This window comes from Pseudomonas sp. GW-45, assembly GCF_056896675.1.
Genome location: NZ_CM167674.1, coordinates 1,851,711 through 1,876,294, shown reverse-complemented (window position 1 = coordinate 1,876,294; position 24,584 = coordinate 1,851,711). Strand labels below are relative to the sequence as shown.

At 54.5% G+C, this 24,584-nt stretch carries 18 protein-coding genes; 10 read left to right on the top strand and 8 right to left on the bottom strand.

Going from position 1 to position 24,584, the window contains the following annotated elements; genetic code table 11:
* Positions 1 to 58: 58 nt before the first annotated feature.
* The 4 genes from AC1XYH_RS08535 to AC1XYH_RS08520 all read left to right on the top strand — a co-directional run bounded on the left by AC1XYH_RS08535 (position 59) and on the right by AC1XYH_RS08520 (position 4,015).
* Positions 59 to 1,420, top strand: a complete 1,362-nt coding sequence (locus AC1XYH_RS08535) for a YcjX family protein (protein ID WP_483326152.1) — start codon at positions 59 to 61, stop codon at positions 1,418 to 1,420.
* The gene (locus AC1XYH_RS08530; RefSeq protein WP_483326151.1) at positions 1,417 to 2,445 is read left to right on the top strand and encodes a TIGR01620 family protein; all 1,029 of its coding nucleotides are present in this window, start codon (positions 1,417 to 1,419) and stop codon (positions 2,443 to 2,445) included. Before AC1XYH_RS08535 ends, AC1XYH_RS08530 begins: the two co-directional genes overlap by 4 nt.
* Positions 2,432 to 3,121, top strand: a complete 690-nt coding sequence (locus AC1XYH_RS08525; RefSeq protein ID WP_483326150.1) for a hypothetical protein — start codon at positions 2,432 to 2,434, stop codon at positions 3,119 to 3,121. Before AC1XYH_RS08530 ends, AC1XYH_RS08525 begins: the two co-directional genes overlap by 14 nt.
* Positions 3,122 to 3,220: 99 nt before the next feature.
* Positions 3,221 to 4,015, top strand: a complete 795-nt coding sequence (locus tag AC1XYH_RS08520) for an acyl-CoA thioesterase (protein ID WP_483326149.1) — start codon at positions 3,221 to 3,223, stop codon at positions 4,013 to 4,015.
* Positions 4,016 to 4,036: 21 nt separating this feature from the next.
* On the opposite strand, the gene cmoB is transcribed toward AC1XYH_RS08520, so the two are convergent.
* Together cmoB and cmoA are read right to left on the bottom strand one after the other, a co-directional pair.
* Complete coding sequence (gene cmoB, locus AC1XYH_RS08515) at positions 4,037 to 5,014, bottom strand: tRNA 5-methoxyuridine(34)/uridine 5-oxyacetic acid(34) synthase CmoB (RefSeq protein WP_483326148.1); 978 nt, start codon at positions 5,012 to 5,014, stop codon at positions 4,037 to 4,039.
* Entirely contained in the window at positions 5,011 to 5,751 is a 741-nt protein-coding gene (gene cmoA / locus AC1XYH_RS08510) for a carboxy-S-adenosyl-L-methionine synthase CmoA (RefSeq protein ID WP_483326147.1), read from the bottom strand. The genes cmoB and cmoA overlap by 4 nt, the downstream gene beginning before the upstream one ends.
* A 345-nt stretch (positions 5,752 to 6,096) precedes the next feature.
* Between cmoA and AC1XYH_RS08505 the strand changes: the two genes are divergently transcribed.
* On the top strand, positions 6,097 to 8,148 hold the full coding sequence (locus AC1XYH_RS08505; RefSeq protein WP_483326146.1) for a type IV pilus assembly protein FimV: 2,052 nt from the start codon (positions 6,097 to 6,099) through the stop codon (positions 8,146 to 8,148).
* A gap of 88 nt (positions 8,149 to 8,236) precedes the next feature.
* On the opposite strand, the gene lon is transcribed toward AC1XYH_RS08505, so the two are convergent.
* Entirely contained in the window at positions 8,237 to 10,639 is a 2,403-nt protein-coding gene (lon, locus tag AC1XYH_RS08500; protein ID WP_483326145.1) for an endopeptidase La, read from the bottom strand.
* A gap of 118 nt (positions 10,640 to 10,757) precedes the next feature.
* On the opposite strand from lon, the gene AC1XYH_RS08495 reads away from it, so the two are divergent.
* The 3 genes from AC1XYH_RS08495 to putP all read left to right on the top strand — a co-directional run bounded on the left by AC1XYH_RS08495 (position 10,758) and on the right by putP (position 16,506).
* Complete coding sequence (locus AC1XYH_RS08495; RefSeq protein ID WP_483326144.1) at positions 10,758 to 11,528, top strand: helix-turn-helix transcriptional regulator; 771 nt, start codon at positions 10,758 to 10,760, stop codon at positions 11,526 to 11,528.
* A 253-nt stretch (positions 11,529 to 11,781) separates the two neighbouring features.
* Entirely contained in the window at positions 11,782 to 14,937 is a 3,156-nt protein-coding gene (gene putA / locus AC1XYH_RS08490; RefSeq protein ID WP_483326143.1) for a bifunctional proline dehydrogenase/L-glutamate gamma-semialdehyde dehydrogenase PutA, read from the top strand.
* Between the two features lie 93 nt (positions 14,938 to 15,030).
* The gene (putP, locus tag AC1XYH_RS08485; protein ID WP_483326142.1) at positions 15,031 to 16,506 is read left to right on the top strand and encodes a sodium/proline symporter PutP; all 1,476 of its coding nucleotides are present in this window, start codon (positions 15,031 to 15,033) and stop codon (positions 16,504 to 16,506) included.
* Positions 16,507 to 16,571: 65 nt separating this feature from the next.
* On the opposite strand, the gene AC1XYH_RS08480 is transcribed toward putP, so the two are convergent.
* Positions 16,572 to 18,605, bottom strand: a complete 2,034-nt coding sequence (locus tag AC1XYH_RS08480) for a S9 family peptidase (protein ID WP_483326141.1) — start codon at positions 18,603 to 18,605, stop codon at positions 16,572 to 16,574.
* A gap of 54 nt (positions 18,606 to 18,659) precedes the next feature.
* On the opposite strand from AC1XYH_RS08480, the gene AC1XYH_RS08475 reads away from it, so the two are divergent.
* Positions 18,660 to 19,037 carry a hypothetical protein gene (locus AC1XYH_RS08475; protein ID WP_483326140.1) on the top strand — a complete coding sequence of 126 codons (378 nt, stop codon included), beginning with the start codon at positions 18,660 to 18,662 and terminating at the stop codon, positions 19,035 to 19,037.
* A 58-nt stretch (positions 19,038 to 19,095) separates the two neighbouring features.
* Here the strand turns inward: AC1XYH_RS08475 and AC1XYH_RS08470 are convergent, their stop codons facing one another.
* The 4 genes from AC1XYH_RS08470 to cysK all read right to left on the bottom strand — a co-directional run bounded on the left by AC1XYH_RS08470 (position 19,096) and on the right by cysK (position 23,251).
* The gene (locus AC1XYH_RS08470) at positions 19,096 to 19,677 is read right to left on the bottom strand and encodes a TetR/AcrR family transcriptional regulator (RefSeq protein ID WP_483326139.1); all 582 of its coding nucleotides are present in this window, start codon (positions 19,675 to 19,677) and stop codon (positions 19,096 to 19,098) included.
* A 267-nt stretch (positions 19,678 to 19,944) separates the two neighbouring features.
* Positions 19,945 to 20,151 carry a cold-shock protein gene (locus tag AC1XYH_RS08465; RefSeq protein WP_483326138.1) on the bottom strand — a complete coding sequence of 69 codons (207 nt, stop codon included), beginning with the start codon at positions 20,149 to 20,151 and terminating at the stop codon, positions 19,945 to 19,947.
* 294 nt (positions 20,152 to 20,445) lie between these two features.
* Positions 20,446 to 22,161 carry a bifunctional isocitrate dehydrogenase kinase/phosphatase gene (gene aceK, locus AC1XYH_RS08460; protein ID WP_483326137.1) on the bottom strand — a complete coding sequence of 572 codons (1,716 nt, stop codon included), beginning with the start codon at positions 22,159 to 22,161 and terminating at the stop codon, positions 20,446 to 20,448.
* Positions 22,162 to 22,276: 115 nt separating this feature from the next.
* Entirely contained in the window at positions 22,277 to 23,251 is a 975-nt protein-coding gene (cysK, locus tag AC1XYH_RS08455) for a cysteine synthase A (protein WP_483326136.1), read from the bottom strand.
* A 143-nt stretch (positions 23,252 to 23,394) separates the two neighbouring features.
* Between cysK and AC1XYH_RS08450 the strand changes: the two genes are divergently transcribed.
* Positions 23,395 to 24,465, top strand: coding sequence for a DUF748 domain-containing protein (locus tag AC1XYH_RS08450; RefSeq protein WP_483326135.1), 1,071 nt, complete (start codon positions 23,395 to 23,397; stop codon positions 24,463 to 24,465).
* Positions 24,466 to 24,584: the final 119 nt, after the last annotated feature.

Sequence of the window (24,584 nt, the reverse complement as noted above, 5' to 3'; positions counted from 1 at the left end):
TCAGTTGGTTGTGTAATACTCGTCATAGACCATAAATGATTCAGGGAGTGCCTGCTACGTGGCAAATAAAAGTGCGAACTGGTTCAAGCAAACGGCAACGACGGCCAATCCATTACGGCGCCAGCGCCTGCGGGTGGGCGTAACGGGGCTCAGTGGCGCGGGCAAAACCACCTTTATTACCAGTTTGATCAACCAGCTGGAGAACCATCAAAAAGGCCTGCTGGCCCAGCTTTCCCCCTTTGATCGTCTTGACTCAGTGCGCTGGCGTCGGGACGACATCAAGCGACCCTTCCCTTATTTGGAATCCCTGGCTGCGTTATCCGCAGAGCCGGCAGCGTGGCCGGAGTCAACCGCCGACTTATCGCGGGTCTTGTTGGATCTGCGCTTCAAGCCGCGGGGGCTGCTGGGTAAACTGCAGGGGGCTAAAGAAGTCAGCATCGAAATTCTCGACTATCCAGGCGAATGGTTGTTGGATTTACCCTTGCTGAATATGAGCTACGGCCAATGGTGTGAGCAGATGGCGCAGTGGCTAGGCCAACCGCCACGGGTTGAGCTGGCCTCGACGCTACATGAGCGCTTGCAAGCCATCGATCCCACAGCTGACGCAGACACGCAGGAGCTCGCTACACTGGCCGATCATTGGGCAAAATTTCTGCAGCGCTGCCGCAGCGAGGCAGGGTTGTCTCGTAACCAGCCTGCGCGCTTCCTGCAGCCGGGCAGTGACGTAGCCGCCGAGATGTTGCATTTTGTGCCTCTGTTGCAAGCCAACCAGCATACGGCTGCGCCAACCGGCAGCTGGTGGGCGGTGTGCGAGGCTCGGTTCAATTATTATCGCGATTTCATAGTGCGCGGCTTTTACGATGAGCATTTCCGGCATCTTGATCAACAGGTGCTGTTGGTCGATATGCTCAGCCCTATGGATGCCGGTCAAGCTGCTCTAGCGGATTTGAAGGACGCCATGGAGGCAGTGCTTGAGAGCTTTCATTACGGCCAAAACGGTTTTCTTGCCCGTTTACTGCGCTTCCGCCCGCGGATTCGTCGGCTGGCGTTGTGTGCCACCAAGGTCGACAAAGTAGGCCCGCGGCAACAGCGAGCGGTACAGCAGTGCCTTGAGGATTTGATGGTTGATCGGCTAGCTGACGTTCGTCACGGCGGCGTTGAAATAAAGGGCCTTCCGTTGTCGGCGATCCGTGCAACCCGGCAGGAAGGCGAAGCCTTGGTGGCGGGTCTGCAGGGGAAAACTGGCTGGGTGCGTTATCAGCCAGGTGACATCCCCGAGCATTTGCCGCAGTCACTCGAGGTCAATAGTCCTGAGCTGCTGCCGTTAAGACCGCCACCGGGATTGCATCGTAATGAGCCCTTTCCACATTACCGTATGGATGATCTGGTGGCCTGGATGCTAAAAGGGCAAAGACTGTGAAAGGCGATAGCAAAACCCGCATCCTCGACAGTTGGGAGTTGCCCAAAGAGGCCAGTGATGCCCGCATAACCGAGCTGCTGGGAGACGTAGACGAGTTGCAGCTAAACGCCTCTGCAGCAACCGAGGCACCGCTGCCCGGTACCTTAAATGCGCCGCCACAAAGCCGTTGGCCAGGGCGGCTGCTGAAGCTCGGCGTGCTAATTGCGTTGGGCGGTGCCGGCTTGGAATGGGGTCAGTGGGCCTGGTCTAGTTGGCAATGGCATCCGCTTGCGGGTGGGTTGGTTGCCGGTGCCGGTGCGCTGCTTGGTGGGGTTGGTTTGTTTGCCCTGCGTGATTTGCGCCGTCAGCGTCATCGCCTCAGTGAGCTTGAACAGTTGCGTAGTGAAATGCAGGCAGCTTTACGTGATCCGCGCCAACGTTTGGCGGTCGATTGGCTCGATCGGTTGGCTGAGGTCTACGCAGATACGCCACTGGCGCCTAGGCTGCGCGCAGTCTGCGGCGATTTGGACGCCGCTCACGAAGCAGAGGAGGTGTCCCGGCGGCTCAACGTGCAGTTTTACCAAGCCATCGATCAACAGGCACGGCAAATAGTGCGCAATGAATCGATTGGCACCGGTGTGCTGGTGGCTTCGAGTCCTTGGGTGTCGGTCGATTTATTGCTTGTAGTGTGGCGTAACATCCGCATGATGCAGCGCGTTGCGGTCTGTTACGGACTGCCGATTGGCCGCGTTAGCCGCTGGCGTCTGGCTCGCCATGTGTTGCGTAATATCGCTCTGGCGGGCGGCACCGAAATGGCCATGGGCGCATTTAGTGACTCACTCCTGTCGGGGCTACTGGAAAAACTGGCAGCGCGTATAGGGCAGGGCATGGGTATTGGTTTGTATAGTGCTCGTCTTGGGCATTTCACGCTAGATTTATGCCGCGCGGTGCCACTGTCTGAAACAGGCGCATTGTTGGAAGACAACAAAGGCATTATTAGAGCCATGAAGGAACGGTTGGGACGTACAACGGATGACAAGTTATAAATCACGGCGACGTTGGCTAGCGGAACGCTGGCTTGCCGAGCGACAAACAGTATTGAGTGAGAAGTGGCAGGTTTTTCAACAGCAGTTTGTGCCCGCTAGCTGGCCAGAACGCATGGCTGCCGTTGCCTCAATCGCCGATGGAGACGTCAGTGGCTGGCAGCCAAGGGCTGGATCCAGTAGCGCGGAGCTGCGCATTTGGGTTGATCAGCTGCCGTTGTTTCAGCGTCAGTGGTTGGCTTCTTTACTCGGGGCTTCGAGAGCGGGCAGCAATACACTGGTCGATGCTATCGAACGGCAGCAGCTTGATTGGCGCAGCCAGCTGAATCCACTGAAAAGCCATCGGGAATACGCTGCACAACTGGTCGTCCTGGCGGCTGAAATGGATTGCGAGGTGGCCGCAGAAACCGCCTATCTCGACAATGAACGGCGTATTTTTATTGCCCTTGATGAGCAGCTTTTTGCCTCATTGCCTATGCGCTTGCGTAGCCAACTGGCCAATGAGCACCGCAGCGGACATGGCTATTACGTGGTGTGGTGGTACGAACGGCTAATGGCACGCGCGGGCATGCCTGATTTTGAACTAACGGATTTAAGCGATGCAGACTGGCCGGATATGCCCCCTGCGTGGCTGGCTATCGGTTGGCTCTGTGGCCTGCGCTTACAGCCCAAAGTCTGATATGGCCCTGTATACAGGCCGGCTATGTTGCTGCGCCACACTAGGGCCACCCTCCGGCGTTCGTTTACTATGCAGGGCTGTTTTTCTCAGGATACCGACATGAATTTTGCTGAAATCTTGGAGGCCTTCGCGGTCTCCGCCGACAATAGCGTCACCATTCCTACCGATTGGGGGCAGGGTCGTGCAGGTTACGGCGGCCTGGTGGCTGCTTTGGTCGTCGCCGGTATGCGCGCCAAGGTTGCCGATGGCCGCCCGGTACGTTCGTTAGCAATCACCTTTGTGGGCCCGGTAAAACCGGGCGAAAGTATGTCAGTCGAGGCTGAGGTACTACGCGAAGGTAAGGCGGTAAGCCAGCTACTTGGCCGCGCAGTGCAGAATGGCCAGACCATGTGCATTATCCAGGGCAGTTTTGGCGCCGGACGTGAATCAAGCGTTGATGTTGCAGCCGAGCCGGCTCCCGCAGCGCCTAACCCAGAAACTTGCCAGCGCATGCCCTTTATCGAGGGTATGAACCCTCCTTTTATTCGTTATTTTGATGTGCGTTGGACCTTCGGCGATTACCCCTGCACAAACAGTCGCAAGCGAGAAATGGGTGGCTGGATGCGTTTTGATGAAAAGTTTGACGCCTTTGACTCAGTACATTTGGTTGGCTTGGTTGATGTATGGCCACCTGCGGTGCTGCCCCATCTCAAAGAGCGTGCGCCTGCGAGCTCAATAACCTGGACCATCGAGTTCGTGCAGCCGCAACCAGTATTAGGTGAAGAAGGCTGGCTGCTATATAACGCCAAAATTGAGTACGCACGTGACGGTTATGGCCACATTGCAGCCATGGTTTGGAGTCAGGCAGGCGAGCTGGTTGCTATCAGTAGACAAACAGTCGCTGTATTCGGCTGAACAGGCGTACCGGGCGAGCTATCAGCCCCCCGGTTTCACCGCAACCAAGGTAGCCCGCATTGGCGCCGGGTGGCCTTCCAGGGTTTTGCTCGAGTCATCAGGCTGCAGAAAGTCTGGCAGCGACTGAAACTGCATCCACTCGGTACTGCGCTGCTCCTCCACGCTAGTACGATTCAGGTCTACACAGCGGATGTTGACGAACCCAGCGCGGGCAAGGAATCGCTCCAGCATGGCTACTGATGGCAGAAACCAGACATTACGCATCTGCGCGTAGCGGTCCTCTGGCATCAAGCATTGATTTACATCACCTTCGATCACCAAGGTCTCGAGTACCAGCTCACCGCCGGGGCGCAAACATGCTTTTAGCTGCAGCAGATGATCAATAGGCGCGCGTCGGTGGTACAGAACGCCCATGGAAAACACGGTATCAAAAGCATTGCTGGGCTCCGGTAGAGCCTCTAGGGTGAAGGGCAGTTGCCAGACTGGAGCGTCAGGCAAATAACGCTTAACTGCTTCAAACTGATTGAGAAATAGCAGATTTGGGTCCACGCCAATAACCATGTTGGCACCGGCTTGCCACATGCGCCACATGTAATAGCCGTTGCCGCAGCCGATATCCAGTACCCGGCGTCCGCGCAAATCGATATGCGGTGATACCCGTTGCCATTTCCAGTCCGAACGCCATTCAGTGTCTATGTGCACACCAAACAGATTGAACGGGCCTTTGCGCCAGGGATGTAAGCCGTGCAGGCCTTCTTGCAACTGAACCTGTGCTTCCTCGCTGATTGCCTCTTTGCTATGCAAGCAAACACTCTCAGTCAAGTTTGCATCGACGCGGCTTAAGCTGGGTAGTTTGGCTAAACTGGCTTGCCAGCGCGCCAGATCGCCATGCTGTTGGCTATCTAGCAGGCGCTGCTCTAGCCCTGAAGCAATAGGCTGCCGCCATTTAGCCAGCGGCCCGTCTTCAAGGCAGTCGAGAAATGCAGAATAATCAATCATGTGTGAGCAATCATTGAACAAAAGTTGAGACATTGAAACCAAGTGTGACTGTGCGAAAACCCGGCCTCTCGCAAGCGTTGCTGATGCTGCTCCAGTGTATCGGGCAGCATAACGTTCTCAATAGCACTGCGTTTTTGAGCAATCTCCAGCTCGCTGTAGCCATTGGCGCGTTTAAACGCATAATGCAGTTCTTCAAGGCTTTTTTGCGTATTGGCGTCTGCGAAGTTGAGCTTTTCCGACAGAATTAACACGCCGCCTGGCAACAGTGCCTGCCGAATCAAGCTTAGGAGTTTGAGGCGCTCTTCTGGCTTGACGAACTGCAACGTAAAGTTGAGCACCACTACCGAGCAAGCTTGCAGGGGGTAACCAACGATGTCACCGGTGACCACCTGCGCAGGAAGGGCCTCTTCAATCATGGCGTCCTGAGCAATCAGGTATTCCCGGCAACGCTCAACCATAGCTTCAGCGTTGTCGATGGCAATAATGTGGCAACCCTCGCTGCTGACATGTCGCCGCATGGACTGGGTAGCTGCGCCGAGGGAGCAACCCAGGTCATATATTATCGAGCCGGGTTGAGCATATTGGCTCGCGATCAGCCCGATGCTCTCTATAATGGTGGGGTAGCCGGGTACCGAGCGTTTAATCATGTCGGGAAAAACCCGCGCGACTTTCTTGTCGAAGGCGAAGTCTGCCACCTGACTGAATGGGGTGGCGAAAAGGTTGTCTACGTCGGTCATGCGTGGATCCAGAAGGCAGAAACGAGCGGGATATTCTATCGTAACTCGGGCTCCTTGACAGGGACCGTAAATGATTGCTTGACTGACAGATATATGTCGCCTGTTGAATTGAAGTCAAAGTTATGACTTTGCTCTATCATGTTGACGTTTTATCGCGTATTTTTTGGCAGAATACTGCGACAGGGTTCTTTTTATAGCTGTCGTGGTGGCATAATGATCGCAGTGAAAATCCCTTATGGTCAGCAAATTGGTCGTTCGGGCAGTGCAAAAAAATCAAGCAACGGATAGCGGAGTTTCGCTCTTGAAAAAGTGCTGTCGAAGCTCACAGGAAAATGAGGAAAGGGTATGGCTGTTAAGCGCCAAATAGTCATGGGAGCTGCATCATTGGCAGCTCTCTACGTCGGAGTCACCAATGCGCTGGGGCTAGGCGAGATGCAACTCGACTCGGCGCTGAACCAGCCACTGAGTGCAATCATTGTTTTGCAAGGCGCAGAAGGACTTTCGCCGGAGGATGTACTGGTTTCTCTAGCGGATAGTGCCGCCTTCGACGAGGCCGGCATCGAACGCCCCTACTTCCTTACTGACCTGCGCTTCAAGCCAGTTATGCAGGGCAATAAGCTCGCCATTCAGGTCGACTCCAGTCAACCGGTGCGCGAACCTTATCTGAACTTCCTGGTGGAGCTGCGTCGTCCTAGTGGTCGTCTGCTGCGCGAGTACACTCTGCTGCTGGATCCGCCGTTGTATGGCAATAATGCGCCGGCGCCAGTCCAAAGCATGGCGCAGTCCGCGCCGCCAGCCAGGGTGCAGTCTACTAACCGTGCCCCGGCACCGGTTGCGGCACCAGACGCGCAACCCTTGCCAACGCTGGAGCCGCAAAGTGGCGCTAAGCAGTACGTTACCGTGTCTGGCGACACGCTGTGGGATATCGCCCACCGTACACGCCCGGCCGACAGCGCCAGCATTCCCGATACCATGGCCGCTATCCATGCACTGAACACGTCTGCTTTCGTTAATGGTGACCGCGACCGTCTCAAGCTCGGCCAGACTTTGACGCTACCGACTGCAAATCAGTTGGGTGTTATTGAAACTGAGTCTACCGCTGCGCAAAGCTCTCCAGAAAATGTGCCCACGCCAAACGTGGCTGCGGACAGCCAATCGCTGCCCAATGAAAGCACACAGATGCCTCTGACTGACGCTGAAATGGCGGCGGCAGCCACTGCTGAGGCTGATGATGAACGCGGTCAGCCGGGTAACGTTCAAGCGACTGACGATGCAAGCGCGCAGGATCAGCAAGCGCGTTTACGTATCGAAGAAAGCGAAGTCACTGCCACTCAGGCTAATTCCGCCGAGTTACTTAGCCGACTGACTGATCTGGAAGGCCGTTTTAACGCGCTACTCAGTGAACTGGATGATCGTGATCGTCAGATTGCCAGCTTGCAAGCCGAGCTCGAAGTCTTACGTGCAGCGCGCGAGGCGGAAGGTGAGGCGGCCATCGCCAGCGCGGCTGCGACAGGCACATTGGGTGCTGGTGCCGGTGGCGCGAATGCGTCGGCCAGCGGCAGCGACAGTCCAACTGCCGGCTCAATCTCAGCTGAGGTACTGCCTACGGACACAGCCGAGCAACCGCAAGAGTCCTCTTCTTGGTTCAGCTGGTGGTATTTGGCGATTGCAGGTTTGGCATTTGTATTCGGTTGGTTGATTTCAAAGCTGCGTACGACCGGTAAATCTGATGTCGGTGCTCCCGCACTTAACGAACCCGTGATTGGCGCGGCGGGCATGGCTTCACCGCGCGATCAAGCGAATGTAAAAGCAGCCACTGTGGTAGCCGCTCCTGAAGCGCCAGTTGATCCTTTGGACGACATGGATGGTGTAGAGCTGTACATCACTTATGGCCGCTTTCCTGAAGCCCGCACCATGCTGGACAAGTCAATTGCCGAAGAGCCAGAGCGCCTGGAGTTGCGTTATAAGCAAGCGCGTGTAATGGGTGAACTTGGCGACGCTGAAGGTTTTGCTGAGCAGGCGCAGGCGATTGAATCTCTGGGTGGAGACATGGGCCGGGTTGATCAACTTAAGGCACGTTTCCCGCAACTGGAAACAGGTATGGCCAGTGCTGCCGCTCTAGATACGGTCGATGATGTGTTGGCGGATGATGAGACGCTGGCCGACACTCGCCTCAATCTGAATGACTTTACCCTTGACCCTGACTGGGAGCTGATTGAAGGTCTTTCCCCAGCACCTTCGCGTAAATCAACGAGCAAGAAAGAAGCTGAAGTTGAAGAGCCTGAAGACGACGACTTTGAAAGCAGTTTGCATGAGTTTCCTGAAGTCGAAGAGTTGGACGAAGACCATCGCTTTAGTGTGACCTCTGATGATCGGCGCGGTGACCGCGATAACTGATCAACGACTACAAGTGTAACCATGGCTTCTTGGCCATCAGCAAAAAAGGGCGACGCGAGTCGCCCTTTTTTGTGCTTGCTAATCGGTGTTAGTCAAAGAGTTGCTTTGCAACGTCACGGAAGTGGCTGGCGAAGTGCATCTGCATACCTTCCTTGAGATAGTCCGGTAGCTCCTGGTAATCGCCTCGGTTGGCTTCGGGTACAATCAGCTCATAGATGCCTTGCCGGCGTGCGGCAATAACTTTCTCGCGGATACCGCCGACGGGCAGCACATGCCCCGTAAGAGTGATTTCGCCAGTCATCGCAATGCCTGAGCGTGGTGCCTGTTGACGCGCCAGAGAGAGCAGGGCACTGGCAATAGTCACGCCGGCGGAAGGACCATCTTTTGGCGTGGCACCTGCGGGCACATGCAGATGCACAAAGGCCTCGTCAAAAAAGCCTTGGTCTGCTCGGTAGGTCTTGAGGTTTGCGCACAGATAGCTGTAGGCGATTTCTGCGGACTCTTTCATAACGTCGCCTAGCTGCCCAGTCAGTTTGAAGCCACGGTTCAGGGTATGAATGCGTGTCGCTTCAATCGGCAGGGTCGCGCCACCCATGGAGGTCCAGGCTAGCCCAGTGATAATACCGGTTCCTTTGAGTCGCTTTTCGGTTTTAAAGGCGGGACTACCCAACAGTGATTGCAGATCCGCAGGCTTGATACTCAGCTTCTGTTGCGGGTCTTCCAACAGCTGCATTACGGATTTTCGCACCAGCTTTGCTAGTTGCTTCTCGAGGGTGCGTACACCTGCTTCGCGCGCGTAGTCGTCTATGACCTGGCGCAGAGCTTTGTCGGTAATCCGCAGTTGGCTTTTACGCAAGCCAGCGCGCTCAAGCTGCCTGGGCCATAAGTGGTGCTTGGCGATAGCCAGTTTTTCTTCAGCGATGTAACCGGAAAGCCGAATTACATCCATGCGGTCGAGCAAGGCAGCTGGAATGCTGTCCAGGGTATTCGCGGTGCATACAAACAATACCTTGGAGAGGCCTACACGCAGGTCGAGGTAATGGTCCAGAAACTGGCTATTTTGTTCCGGGTCGAGGGTTTCCAGTAGCGCAGAAGCCGGATCGCCCTGATGGCTGCTGCCCAGCTTGTCGATTTCATCCAGCATGATCACTGGATTCATTACGCCTACATCTTTCAGCGCCTGCACAAATTTCCCAGGCATGGCGCCGATATAGGTGCGCCTGTGGCCTTTGATTTCTGCTTCATCGCGCATACCGCCAACACTGAAGCGATAGAAAGGTCGGCCGAGGCTTTCGGCGATTGAATGACCGATGCTGGTTTTGCCGACGCCAGGAGGGCCTACCAGCAGGATGATTGAACCGGAGACGCTGCCTTTGAACGTGCCTACCGCGAGAAACTCGAGAATCCGTTGTTTAACGTCATCTAACCCGTCGTGATCACGGTCCAGTACTTGTTTCGCGTGTTTGATGTCGAGCCTGTCTGGATGAGTGAGGCCCCAGGGCATTGCCGTCGCCCAGTCCAGATAGTTGCGCGTGACCGCGTACTCGGGTGAGCCGGTCTCCAGAACCGATAACTTGTTGAGCTCGTCGTCGATTTTCTTCTGCGCGGCTTCCGGAACCTGCTTTCCTGTGAGGCGCTCGCGGAACTGCTCAATGTCTGCGGTACGATCATCTTTAGATAGGCCCAGTTCTTTCTGAATGACCTTCAGCTGTTCCTTCAGAAAGAAGGTGCGTTGATGTGCACTGATACTGCGATTGACCTCGGCGCTGATCTCGCCTTGTAGGCGGGCAACATCGATTTCTTTTTTCAGGAGCACCAGCACCTTTTCCATGCGACGCAGCACCGGCACGGTATTCAGTACATCTTGCAGTTCACTGCCTTTGGCTGAGGTCAGCGCAGCGGCAAAGTCGGACAGCGGTGAAGGCTGGTTCGGGCTGAAGCGATTTAGATAGTTTTTTAGTTCTTCGCTGTACAGCGGGTTGAGTGGTAGCAATTCCTTGATCGCATTAATCAGTGCCATGGCATAAGCGCGTACCTCGTCACGCTCGTCGTCAGCGGTAGTGGGGTACTCCACTTCGACTAAGTATGGCGGTTTACGGCTTAACCATTTAGTGATGCGCACTCGGGTAAGGCCCTGAGCGATAAACTGGATCTTGCCGTCTTCACGCACTGCATGGCGGATATGCACAGCACAGCCTGTCTCAGGCAAGAGTTCGGTAGATAGCTCACCATTGGCCGGTGCGGGTTGATCTAGATAAAACAGCGACAGCGCTTTGTGCTCGGTATTGGCGACCAGATCGATGGTTTCAGCCCAGGGTTTTTCATTGACCACTACGGGCATTACCTGAGCGGGGAAAAAGGGGCGATTATTGATTGGCAGTAGATACAGCCGGTTTGGCAGTCGCTGATTGGGTAGCGCCAAACTGGTACCCGAAGGCTCGTCCTGATCTCGCTCGATAAAGTCTGAAGTTGCGGATTCCTGTTCTGTCATCGGGTCTACCTTACGGCTGCGTAAAGGATATTTATCTATCGGTTGGTTAAAAGGTGGAGTCGCTCGAGGCAAATTTCAATGGCGGGTAATTTTTACCTGACTGTGGCAAGATCTTTAAATGATCAAAACCCGCATCCTCGACTTGCCAACTCAATCGGCCACCCATGCGCACCCTGAGCACCAGTTGGTTATTGGTTTGCAAGGTTGTGCCGATTTCGAAGTTATGGGGCAGGGCGGAGCAGTTAATCGATTACATGCGTGTTTGGTTCCGGGCGGTGAGGCGCATGCCTTTTCCGGGCGCGGGCAAAATCATATGCTAATCATGGACCTGCCTACGCAAGCGTCGGGTTTGGCAGATTATGCTGATGAACGACTCGAGGCCTTGTTCGAGCGCCCACGTTTTATCCAGCTTGACCACCATCTGCAGGGCCTTCTGGATTTTGCTGACCACAGCTTGAATCAGCCACTCACGGCAGCGGGGCTGAATTGGCATCTAGGTGGTGTGTTGCTGCATGCACTGCACGAGCGATTATTGGCGCCTGAGCAGACCCGTTCCCGCGGCCTGGACGCCGCTGAGTTGCAACATATAGACGATTTTGTGCAACAGCATCTGGATCAGGGCGTCAGTGTCGCCGCCTTGGCTGGCCGGGTTCACGTCAGCCCAAGCCACTTTCATTCGTTGTTTCGTGAAGCTACGGGCAAAACACCTCATCAACACGTACTTGAGCTGCGTTTGCGTGAGGCTGCAAAGCTGTTGCGTGAAACCAGCTTGCCGGTTGCGCAGCTAGCCAGCCGCTGCGGATTTTCCAGCCAGAGTGCACTAAATCACGCTATGCGTCGCCAGTTCGGTCTTACGCCAAGGCAGCTACGCTTAGGTCGATTGCACTAGCCGCAGGGTTGCTCCCTAGTTTTTTGCAAAAAATCCGTAGTTTTCAACAATATTTTTCCCTGAGCTGCTTCTAGAGTCGATGGTTGGCCGATTCTATGCGTAAGCGCGTCCGCTGTTTCGGCCGTATTGGTTTCAATAACAACGGATGATTCGTTCTATTACCAACCATGGTCTAGGGTTAGGAGACAGGCGAACTCATTCATCTGTCGTTTTCGTGGCTGACGACGATAGGCGATTCCAGGAGCATGCCAGGATGTTTAAAGCGAGCACAGTGTTGCAGGGCGATTTTTTGGGCAGTAGTCCTGATGAGTTTCTACATGAGGTAAGTGAAAATTATTCGGTTGATGAATCGGCTTATCTGCAGGAGCTATTGGAACTCGCGCGCGCGCGCGACCTTACTGCATTGACCGAGCAAGCACGCCAACTGATTCTGGATGTACGTAAGCGCGATAATGCAATAGACAGTATTGACGCCCTGTTACAGCAATACAGCCTGGATACGCAGGAAGGCATCATGCTGATGTGTCTGGCCGAAGCACTGCTGCGCGTGCCGGATGCCGATACAGCTGATGCGTTGATTCGCGACAAGTTGAATGCCGCACAGTGGGATCGCCACGTTGGGCAAAGCGATAACACCCTGGTCAATGCCGCCGCCTGGGGCTTGGTTATGACCGGCAAGGTGGTTAATCTCGATAAGCGCCATGACGGTACGCCAGGTACTGTGCTCGGGCGCTTGGTCAAGAGCAGCGGCGAGCCGGTTATCCGCGCCGCTATGATGCAGGCGATGAAAATAATGGGCCGTCAGTTTGTGCTTGGCCGTACCATTAAAGAAGCACTGAAGAACGGTAAGTCGCAGCGCGACAATGGGTATACCTACTCCTTCGATATGCTCGGCGAAGCCGCATTGACTCACGCTGATGCCGCCAAATATTTGAAAGACTACAGCGATGCCATCACAGCCCTGGTAGACGACAAGTACAAGGGCACGAGCCCCAAACCGACTATCTCGATCAAGCTCTCCGCATTGCATCCGCACTACGAAACGTCGCGCGAAGAGCAGGTGCTGACCGAGCTGAGCGAGACCGTTTTGCAGCTAGTACGCCAAGCGCGCATAGGCAACGTGGGCATCACCATCGACGCCGAAGAAGCAGACCGGCTGGAGCTTTCGCTCAAACTATTCAAAAAGCTTTATCAGCATCCGGACGTGAAAGGTTGGGGTAATTTCGGCTTGGTAGTACAGGCTTACTCCAAGCGCGCGCTGCCGGTACTTTGCTGGCTGACCTTGTTAGCCAAGCAGCAGGGCGATTACATTCCCGTGCGGTTGGTGAAGGGCGCGTATTGGGACTCGGAAATCAAGTGGTGCCAGCAAGCTGGCACTGAGGGTTACCCGGTCTTTACTCGCAAGGAAGCAACCGATGTGTCCTATCTGGCATGTTCACGTTACCTGCTTAGCCCACTTACCCGTGGTCTGATTTATCCGCAGTTTGCCACCCACAATGCACACACAGTGACCTGCATTCTGGCGATGGCTGACGGCGAAGAATTTGAGTTCCAGCGACTGCATGGCATGGGTGATGCCTTGTACGACACAGTGATTGAGAAGGCTCGTTGCCCAGTGCGTATTTATGCTCCGGTTGGTGCGCACAAAGATCTGCTGCCCTATTTGGTACGTCGCCTGCTGGAGAACGGTGCGAACTCCTCTTTTGTGCATAAGTTGGTGGACTCTCGGGTGCCGGTTGAAGGTTTGATCGAGCACCCGGTGACCAGCTTGCAGCGGCACGCTAATCTGGCTAACCCACGGATTCCTTTGCCGCCGGCACTCTACGGTGATGCACGTCGGAATTCGCGTGGTATCAATATGAACATTCTCGATCAGTGGCTGCCGTTGCAGGCAGAGTTGAACAACTGGTGGGACAAGCAGTGGACGGCAGCGCCTCTGGTGTCGGGGCAGCGTCTGAGTGGCGGAGTGCGCAAGATCATGTGCCCGTACCAGCTGTCGCAACAAGTCGGCGAAGTGGTTTGGGCCAGCGCCGAGCAGACGCGTGGCGCAATCGACTCTCTCAGCGCCGCTTTTGTGGGCTGGAACGCAACTCCGGTAGATGAGCGCGCAGCGGTGCTTGAGCGTACGGCTGACAAGCTTGAAGAGCACATGCCCGAGCTCATGGCGCTCTGCACCCTGGAAGCTGGCAAAAGCCTGCAGGACGGCATTGATGAAGTACGCGAGGCGGTGGATTTCTGCCGTTATTACGCACTACAGGCGCGCCAACGCTTTGCGACCATTACGTTGCCGGGGCCGACTGGTGAGAGTAACGAAATCTATCTGCAAGGCCGTGGTGTATTCGCCTGTATTAGCCCGTGGAATTTTCCGCTGGCGATTTTCCTGGGTCAGGTATCAGCCGCTTTGGTATGCGGTAATACCGTAGTGGCTAAACCGGCGGAACAAACCAGTTTGGTCGCCATGCGTTGTGTGGAGCTGATGCACGAAGCCGGCCTGCCGAAAGAAGTATTGGCGTTATTGCCAGGTGATGGTGCGCAGGTAGGCAGCGTTGTGACCTCCGATTCGCGTATTGCCGGCGTTGCCTTTACCGGCTCGACTCAAACAGCACACATCATCAATCGCGCACTGGCGGCGCGTGATGGCGCCATAGCGCCAATGATCGCCGAGACCGGCGGCCAGAACGCTATGATCGTCGACTCCACTGCACTGCCAGAACAAGTGATCAAGGACGTGGTGCATTCTGCGTTCCAGAGCGCGGGTCAGCGTTGCTCGGCGCTGCGAGTGCTATTCGTACAGGAAGACATCGCTGAACGGGTACTGGAGCTGCTCAAGGGCGCTATGGCGGAACTGAATATCGGCAACCCCGGTTATCGCTCCACCGATGTCGGCCCGGTTATTGACGCTGAGGCGCGCACTGGTTTGCAGCAACATATCGACAAGATGAAGGCGGCAGGGCGGCTGATAGCAGAAACTAAGTTGCCGGCAGAGCTGGATGGTTATTTCATTGCCCCTGTTGCCTTCCGTCTAGATGGTATTAGCGAGCTGGATAAAGAGCAGTTTGGACCGGTTCTGCACGTGGTGACCTGGCGTAACAAGGATCTGGATAAAATCATTGATGAGATCAACGCGACTGGCTTCGGCCTGACGCTTGGCATCCATAGCCGTAATGAAGACACTGCCGAACATATCGACGCACGCGTGCGAATTGGTAATGTATACGTTAATCGTAATCAAATTGGCGCCGTAGTTGGGGTTCAGCCATTTGGTGGTCAGGGGCTTTCAGGTACCGGTCCCAAGGCGGGTGGCCCGCATTATCTGCTGCGCTTCGTTACTGAGCGTACGCGAACGATCAACACGACGGCGGTTGGCGGTAACGCTAGCCTGTTGTCGTTGGGGGACGGCGAGCCCTGAGGCTCGTCGGTAAGTGCTAAAGCAATAACGCAGCTCATTCAGTAGGGATAGTTTAAAGCTGGGATACTTCAGCAACCTAGAGAGAGAAGAATAATGGACGGTAACACCGCAATCGTGACGGCCACTTTCGTGGTCTATATCGGGGTCATGCTCGCCCTGGGCTTTATAGCCTATAAGCGCACCACCAATCTGTCGGACTACATACTCGGCGGCCGCTCGTTGGGGCCAGGTACGGCTGCACTGTCGGCCGGCGCCTCGGATATGAGTGGCTGGTTGCTGCTGGGCTTGCCCGGTTACGCTCTGACCGCTGGTTATGAGGCCATCTGGATCGCCATAGGTCTGCTCGTGGGTACCTGGTTGAACTGGCTGATTGTTGCACGCCGCTTGCGGGTTTACTCGCACGCCGCCAGTGATTCGTTGACTCTGCCAGCCTACTTTGAAAACCGTTTTGAAGACAAAAGTCGTCTGTTGCGGGTGATCTCGGCAATTTTCATTCTGTTGTTCTTCCTGTTCTACACCAGCTCCGGTTTGGTTGCGGCAGGCAAACTGTTTGAGAGCACCTTTGGTTTCGATTACAGCATTGCCGTGATTGTTGGCACGCTGGCAATTATCTCCTACACCTTCTTTGGCGGTTTCCTGGCAGTGTCCTGGACTGACGTTATCCAAGGCCTATTGATGGCTGCTGCTCTGATCGTGGTGCCGATAATGGCGCTGAACTCGATGGGCGGCTGGGAGACCATGCACGGAGCAATGGAAGCGCGTAACCCCGAGCTGTTGAACATCTGGACTGATGTCGAAGGCGCGCCGTTGGGCTTTGTTGCTATTATCTCGCTACTGGGGTGGGGCTTAGGTTATTTCGGCCAGCCGCATATTTTGGCGCGCTTCAAAGCCATTGAAAGCGATGCAGCAATGCCAACTGCACGTCGCATTGCCGTGATCTGGTCGGGTGTTTGCCTGGTTGCAGCATTGGTGATTGGCTGGATTGGCATCGGCTACTTTGGTGAAGCAGGTCTGGCAGATGCGGAAACCGTATTTTTGGCCCTGGTTCAAGCGTTAATGCATCCGCTGGTCGCTGGTATTCTGTTGGCTGCGGTTCTGGCTGCCATTATGTCCACCGCTGACTCGCAGTTGCTGGTGTCGTCTTCAGCGCTGGCAGAAGACTTCTACAAGGCGCTGTTCCGCCGTGATGCCACTCAACAGGAACTGGTGTGGGTTGGTCGCTTTGCGGTTGTCGGTATTGCTATGTTGGCGTTGATGTTCGCCTTCAATCCAGAGAGTACTGTGCTGGGCCTGGTGTCCTACGCCTGGGCAGGCTTTGGGGCTGCCTTTGGTCCGGCGATGATTCTCTCCTTATTCTGGCGCCGCATGAACCGCAACGGCGCGCTGGCAGGCATTATTGTCGGCGGCGTAACTGTAGTGGTTTGGAAACAGCTGGGGATCTGGGGGTTGTACGAAATCATTCCCGGTTTCATCTTTGCGACTATCGCGATCATCGTTGTCTCGCTGTTGACTGCGCCACCATCAGCAAGCATCGAAGCTCAGTTTGATGAGGTAAACGCACGCTTTTAAAAAATAGCGTGCAATAAAAAACCGAACTCAGTGATGGGTTCGGTTTTTTTGTGCCTGGCTATTAATTAATTGCCTGAGTGCCCTGGTATGACTTTCAGCAAAAAGCTGTATTCCTCAGCTACTTCGCGCATTGCCTGATAGCGTCCGCTAGCACCGCCATGACCCGCGCTCATTTGCGTGCGCAGCAGCAGGGGTTGATCATTGCTACGCAGATAGCGCAGTTTTGCCACCCACTTTGCGGCCTCCCAATACTGCACTCGCACATCGTGATAGCCGGCGGTAACCCAAAGGGCAGGGTAGTCGAGTGCCGCTACGTTCTCGTAGGGTGCATAGCTTTTGATGCGCGCTGCAACGTCGGGTTCGTTTGGATTGCCCCACTCTTCGTACTCACCCACCGTGAGCGGCAAGTCAGGATTGTTCATGGTATTCCAGACGTCCACAAAGGGCACATCCGCCACAGCGGCAGCAAACAATTCAGGCCGTTGATTGATGACATTACCAATCAACAGGCCGCCTGCGCTGCCACCAGCAACAGTTAGCTGCTGAGCGTTGGTTTTTTCCAAATTAATCAACTGCTCGGCACAGGCAATAAAGTCAGTGAAGGTGTTTGCCTTGTGTTCGAGCTTCCCTTGTTGATACCAATACTCACCCATATCGGCACCGCCGCGTATGTGGGCGATAGCAAAGCGCCAACCTCGCTGCAGCAAGGACAGGCGAGCGTGAGAGAACCAAGGATCCATAGATGCGCCGTAGGAGCCATAACCGTATAGATATAAAGGCGCGCAGCCACTGACATCCTTGCGGCCGATCAGGCTGATGGGTACACGAGCACCATCCGGGGCTTCAGCCCAGAGACGCTCGACCAAATAGTCGTCAGCGTTAAAGTCGCCCTCTACCGGCGTTTGCTTGAGTACCTTTTGTTCGCCAGTAGCGAGTGTTAAAGCTCGGACTTCTGCTGGCCGGTTGAGTGACTCGTAACGCAGCCGGATTTGCGCGCTGATATATTCCTCGCCACCTTGCACACTGAGGCTGTAGACCGCTTCGGGCATGTTCAGAGTATAGGGCTGTACGCCATCGGCACGTATTTCCAACTCCGCCAACGCTTGGTTGCGGTACTGCAGCACTAGGGCGGTACTTTGTAAGCTGACGTCTTCCAGTGTGCGCGCTGGGTCGGGCGCTGTGACCAATTGCCAGTTATCCAGCCCGGGGTGCTCGGCAGAGCAGCGATACAGGCAGAACGTCTCTCCGAGTCGATTGCTACGAATCATAAAGCCTTGATTACCGTGATCGGCATCGTATTCGTGACCCTGCTCACGTGCCGCCAGGCACTGTAGTGCTGCGGTCGGCTCATTGGCGGGCAAAAAATGTACTTCACTGGTGTTCTTACTCGTGCTGCTAACGCAAATGAAACGTTCTGAGCTGCTACGGTAGGCGCCAAGATAAAATCGCTGATCAGGCTCATGAAAGACCTCAACCGGCTCGTGGTCGAGCTGTAAGCGCCACAGGGTCGCCGGGCGCGAGGTTTCGTCCATGCTGACAGCAAACAGCGTCTGACTATCCAGCGCCCAGCACAGGCTACCGTCGGCCTCCTCAAGGCTCAGTTCATGAGTCTGTTGGTCGTCCAGTGACAGCAAAAATAGCCGATATGTTTCGTTGCCTTGAGTGTCGAGGCTGTAGGCGAGTGAGCGTTGGTCGGGGCTAATGCTGAAATCACCGAGTTGCAGGAATTCGTGGTCCGCGGCAAGTTGATTTAAATCGAGTAAGAGTTGCTCGCTTTGGCTGTCTATTGCCAGGCTGTCGGGCACCAGTCGCGCACAACGGTAGAAACGTGGGTACTCGGCACCGGTCTCAGTACGTTGATAATAGAGCCATTTACCTTTGGCGCTGGGTAGGCCCAAATCCGTCTCGCGAATACGCCCTTTGATCTCGTCAAACAGTTGTTGTTGTAACGCCCGCTGCGGTAGCTGCCAGGCATCAGTGTAGGCGTTCTCGGCATTCAGGTAGCTTACTGCCTCGGGAGCATCACGTTGCTCCAGCCAAGCATAGGGGTCAGCGCCGCTCTGGCGATGGGCTTGAGGCTGCTGGTGATCAGGACGCATGGAGTAAAAACCGTTATGATGGGCCGCGTAATGTAGCCGAGTGGATAATTGTCGATGTTCAATGAATCAGAATACCAAACCGTGTGGCTGGTTTATCTAGCTGCGGCTACGGGCTGCTGGCTGGTTTGGTGGAAATTAGCCGGATTGATCAAATGGTGGTTCATTCGCGAACCGCTGTGGATCGTGATGGCAGTCTTGCTCTTTACGCCTACTGAAGCAGAGGTGGGCGCGCCGTGGCAGGCCCCAGCTTTCCTGATTTATCTGTTGGATACAGTGCTTTCAACCGGGGAAAATCAGGCGCGCATGCTCGGCGAGCTCAGCTTGGTAATGGCCTTGGCATTTGCCGTTTATATCTTCTTTGTAGGTTTACGTGCGTTGTACCACCACTGGCGCAAGCAGGACGAACCTGCTGCCAGTGAGCGCCAAGCTTAGGTTACACGCCTGACAAGCCCGCAGGCGTAGCTCTGCGGGTAATTTTGCGCAGCAACCATTATTGGCCGCTGCGCTGCTCATTCATAATCCGCGCCAGACGCATGATTTGTTCTTGAAACTCGGTGCGCTGCGCGTCGGTCATGGGGCACATACCCAGCTGTTCGAATAGCCGGTAACCGCGTACCGAGAAAAACAAGACACTGGCTTGCGCCAAACCCAGCGGCGATTTCTCTAGAATATCAAACAGCCCCTGCACGTTATCGGCACTGGTCTGTAGTAAAGCTGGATCGCTTGCTGCTGCAGCAAAGATCGCCGAATCCAGATTCTTCTCTTCGCTAGACTCGCTCATATTACTTAACAACAGTGCTTTGAGTTCCCGCATGGGTTCATCGGGTAACACGCTTTCGTATGCACCCCAACGGACCCGGAAACGCTCCAAGCGGTATTCGATCATTGCACTTAATAATGCTTCGCGATCGGGAAACAGCGTTTTGATGTCGGGCTCGGCGATCTCACTGCGTGCGCTGAGCGTGGCGAAAGTCAGCTGTGATGCACCGAGCTCACTGACAATGGCTTCGGCTGCACGGAAAATGGTGACCTTAATTGCTTCCTGGCTTTGGCTGCTACCCAAGTTATCCACTGGTAAACCCCCTTGTGGTCGACGCTGCCGGCTGGGAAGTTGATGCTGGCGGCGGAAAATGAGGCGTGAGCTGATAGGCGTGGTCTTTAATCAGCCGCCCAGACGGGCGATGGTGCAGGTGCTTAGGCCTCTGCTATATGCGCCATAGGGTACGATGGAAGGCGCTCTGAGGCGAGTAATTTTTCTGCGTGGCGAGCGAAGCAAGAGAGAAAATTCAAGCAATAAAAAACCCGGCATAAGCCGGGTTTTTCTATTCAAAGGTCAGAATTAGCTGACGATTTGAATGTTTGCTGCCTGCTTGCCCTTAGGACCAGTAGTGATGTCGAAAGACACCTTCTGGTTCTCGGCCAGAGACTTGAAGCCCTGAACCTTGATTTCGGAGAAGTGGGCGAACAGGTCATCACCACCGCCGTCTGGAGTGATGAAGCCAAAACCTTTAGTGTCGTTGAACCACTTAACTGTACCAGTTGCCATTTCGGATAATTCCTATCAAATTGAAATACTTGAGCTTGCACTCAATTAAAGCGTGGGAATCAAAGATTGCGAGAATGACAAACTTACGTACTGAAAAGTGCGCTTGCAGCCTACAACTCTATCTCTTGAAAACCTACGCGTTTACTCTGCGCCTTTCAGTTGTGCAAGTCAAGCTATGTTGACAGCTACTGTCTGGGTTGAATAAACGAAATTCAGTATACGACAGATTTCAGAAATAACACGCCTTTCATCGGTTTTTTTAAATTAAATACAAATGGCGTGTTGAGGGCGTCGTTAGGGTGCTGGGTGATGACGTCGGTAGGGGTACACATCAATCACCTGTCCATCCTTTATCTGGCGCTGCAAACCCTGCCAGTAGCTGGCGTCAAAGAGGTTGCCGTGCATTTTAAAAAACTGACGTCGATGACGAATATCTGCGAACAGAAAAACCGGAAACTCTTCGGGGAATACATCGTTAGGCGATACTGAATACCAGGGTTCAGACGCCATCTCCTGTTCCGGATAAAGGGCTTCTGGAATCACTCTGAAGTTAACTTCAGTCAGATAGCTGATTTCATCATAGTCATAAAATACTACGCGCCCATGCCGGGTTACGCCGAAATTCTTCAGCAGCATGTCGCCAGGGAAAATATTGGCGGCTGCGAGCTCCTTGATGGATTTGCCGTAATCAAATAGTGCGTCTTCGGTCTGGGACTCGCTGGCGTTTTCTAAGTAGATATTGAGAGGCGTCATGCGCCGCTCGGTCCAGCAATGACGGATCAGGATAACGTCACCTTCTTCGACCACGGTAGTCGGTGCCACCTCAAGTAACTCACGTAAGCACTCGGGATCAAAGCGATCGCGGGGGAAGCGAAAGTCGGCGAATTCCTGAGTGTCCGCTAGTCGGCCTACACGGTCATGACGTTTAACCAGTCGGTACTTTTCAATCACGGTAGCGCGATCAATGTTTTTTGAAGGCGCGAACTTGTCTTTGATGATTTTGAAGACGGTGTTGAAGCCGGGCAGGGTGAACACGCTCATGACCATGCCGCGGACACCGGGGGCCATGATAAAACGGTCTTCGGTGTTGGCGAGGTGAGCGATAAGGGCGCGATAAAACTCAGACTTGCCCTGTTTGTAAAAGCCGATGGCTGTGTAGAGTTCGGCCATGTGTTTACCGGGCAACAAACGCTTGAGAAAAGCCACCAGCTCGCTGGGCACCGCCGCTTCCACCATGAAATACGATCGGGTGAAGGAGAAAATGATCGATACTTCTGACTCGTCAGTAATCACCGTATCGACGCTAATACCCTTGCCTTCACGGTGCAGCAGCGGCAGTACAAAAGGCCACTGTTCTTGTTGGCTGATCAGCCTGCCCACCAGATAGGCGCCTTTATTGCGGTAAAACACGGTCTGCACCAGCTCTATGGTTAAGCCTCGGTCCATCTGCGCCCAGTCTGGCAGGCCCTGCTGGAGTTCTGCGACTATCATTTGGGCGTCGCGCTCAAAATCTTCCCAAGGCGTATCGAAACTGAATTCCTGCATCACCTGGCGCGCTAGATTCTCCAGTGAGCCGTCCGAGATAAAACCGCGGGTCAGGGCGTTGCGCGATGGTGGTCGCGTGGCGGGCCGGGTGCTGTGCACAAACATGGTTGCATCGCTAATCTGATCGTGGCGATGCAAACTGCAAAAAATTGAGTTGAACCAGGTTTCTGCCAATTCGTCGTCAAAACGTGACTCAATCGCCTGAATATACGCTAGGCGGATTGCGGGCCAAGCGCTGACGTCATTTACGGTTGAGCCCGCGTCGGATGCACCCAGTTCGTTCGCAGTGCGGTGAACCTGGTCTTCATACGCATTGATACGCTGAGTCGATGCTTCTTGAATATCGTTCCAGTGCGCCTGCTCGAAGCGCGCACGGGCTCCAGCTGTTAGTTCACGGAACTGAGCGCGATAAAGGTCGAAGCCAACAAGTATTTGTTGCGCGATAAGATCGGGAGAGTAAGACATTGCAGAGAGCCTGTTGCGGGGGATCATCCTCGCAGCATAGCCAGTCCGAGCGCTGTGCGGAAGCGCTGAAGAGATAGAAGCTGCCGCGCTCAGGAGAGGCGGCAGCGGTTGACACCTATTGGACGTTTTCCTGATCGCTAAAGATATCGGCGAACAACATTGTGGAAAGGTAACGTTCACCCGAGTCCGGCAGAATAACCACAATGGTTTTGCCTTGCATTTCTGGTTCTTCCGCGATGCGCGTTGCCGCCACCATCGCCGCACCGCAGGAGATGCCGCACAAAATGCCTTCTTCGCGCATCAAACGCAGTGCCATTTGCTTAGAGTCTTCATCGCTCACCTGCTCAACACGATCGACCAGGCTCAGATCTAGATTGCCTGGCACGAAGCCTGCGCCGATGCCTTGAATCTTGTGCGGGCTGGGTTGCACTGTTTGGCCTGCCATGGTTTGGCTAATGACCGGCGAGTTAGTGGGCTCAACGGCTACGGAGATGATGGGTTTGCCACACGTCTGTTTAATGTAGCGAGATATCCCGGTAATGGTGCCGCCAGTACCAACGCCCGATACGAGCACATCGATGCTGCCCTCGGTGTCGTTCCAGATTTCTGGGCCGGTCGTTTTTTCGTGGATGCTTGGGTTAGCTGGGTTCTCGAACTGTTGCAACAATATATATTCTTCGGGGTTTTGCTGAGCCAGTTCAGAGGCTTTGTCGATGGCGCCTTTCATGCCTTTGGCGGGCTCGGTTAAGACCAGCTCAGCGCCCAACGCCTTGAGTACCTTGCGGCGCTCCAGACTCATGGATGCCGGCATGGTTAGCACAAGCTTGTACCCACGGGCGGCGGCGACAAAAGCAAGGCCGATACCGGTATTGCCTGATGTCGGTTCCACAATAGTCATGCCGGGTTTAAGGCGGCCAGATGACTCAGCGTCCCAGACCATACTGGCGCCAATACGGCATTTGACGGAGTAGGCGGGGTTGCGTCCTTCAATCTTGGCCAGGATGGTCACGCCTTGGGGGCCGAGTCGATTGATTCTTACCAGCGGGGTATTACCGATGGCCTGTGAATTGTCTGCGAAGATGCGGCTCATGCGTGAACTCCTGTTTGTTTGATTCTTGTGCAATGGTTGTGCGCGGGCGCGTGATAATCTTAGCGAAGCGCACCAGCCTATGCCGGGCGGCTATATCCGTCAATTCAAGCTGAACTGCCAGCGAATGGAAAGGTCCACCTGATATGAAACGTAAAAGTCGCTACCTCTTGATTACCATATTAGTGCTGGCCGTGCTGTTACTGCTGGTGCATTTGCTGCTGCCTATTTTTGTTAAGGATGTGCTGAACAAAAAAATGGCCAATATGGGCGACTACCGTGGTCATGTTGAGGATGTAGACATAGTGCTATGGCGCGGTGCTTACCGCATGGAGGGTCTGAACATCGTCAAGATCGACGGTAATACTCAGGTCCCTTTTTTAAAATTGCCTGAAACCAACGTGAAAATTCGTCTGCGTCCTATCTGGAGCAGCGGGGCGCTGGTTGCTGAAATGGAAGTGAACGGGCCTGAGCTCAACTTTGTCGACGGTGATAGTGAAGAGCAAAAGCAGGGCGGAACCGGCGTGGATTGGCGGGAGAAGGTGCAGTCCATTCTGCCTCTGCGTCTTGATCGCGTGGACATAAATCAAGGTGTGATCGCCTTCCGAAATTTCAATTCAGAACCACCCGTAAATATTTATATTAGCGAGTTGGATCTGACGGTGCTCAACCTGACTAATGCCAAACAGCAAGAAGGTGCTCGCGATGCCAGCGCAGAAGGAACAGCGCTCTTTCTCGGGCAGGCACCGCTAGAAGTATCAGCAAAATTCGACCCATTGGTGCGTATGGAAAATCTCGATTTTCGTCTGCGAATGACCGATCTTGAGTTGCCCCGTATGAATGAGTTTGCATCAGCTTATGGCAAATTCGATTTCAAAGATGGGACTGGCGATCTAGTCATTGAAGCAAAGGTGCGTGACAGCCAGCTGGAAGGGTATGTAAAACCGCTACTGCGCAACGTTGATATTTTCAATTTTGAACAGGATTTCAAAGACGACGATAAGGGGTTTTTTCGCGGCATATGGGAGGCCGTTGTCGGCGGCAGTCAGACCGTGCTGCAGAACCAGAAGCGAGATCAGTTTGCTACCCGTGTGGAGTTGTCCGGGAGTATTGATCAAGCGGATGTTAGCCCACTGCAGGCGTTTTTTGGAATTTTGCGTAACGCCTTTATTGAGGCTTTCACTTCGCGCTTCGAGCAAGTGCAGGACGAGCGCTGAGGTCATCTCGCCGAGGGTGATGGCGCTGTATCATTCATATTTTGCATGGTCTCCCTGCGTTTACAGCCCAATTGCCCGCGCGCTATAGTTTCCGACCACATTTATTTTACGTAATGCCT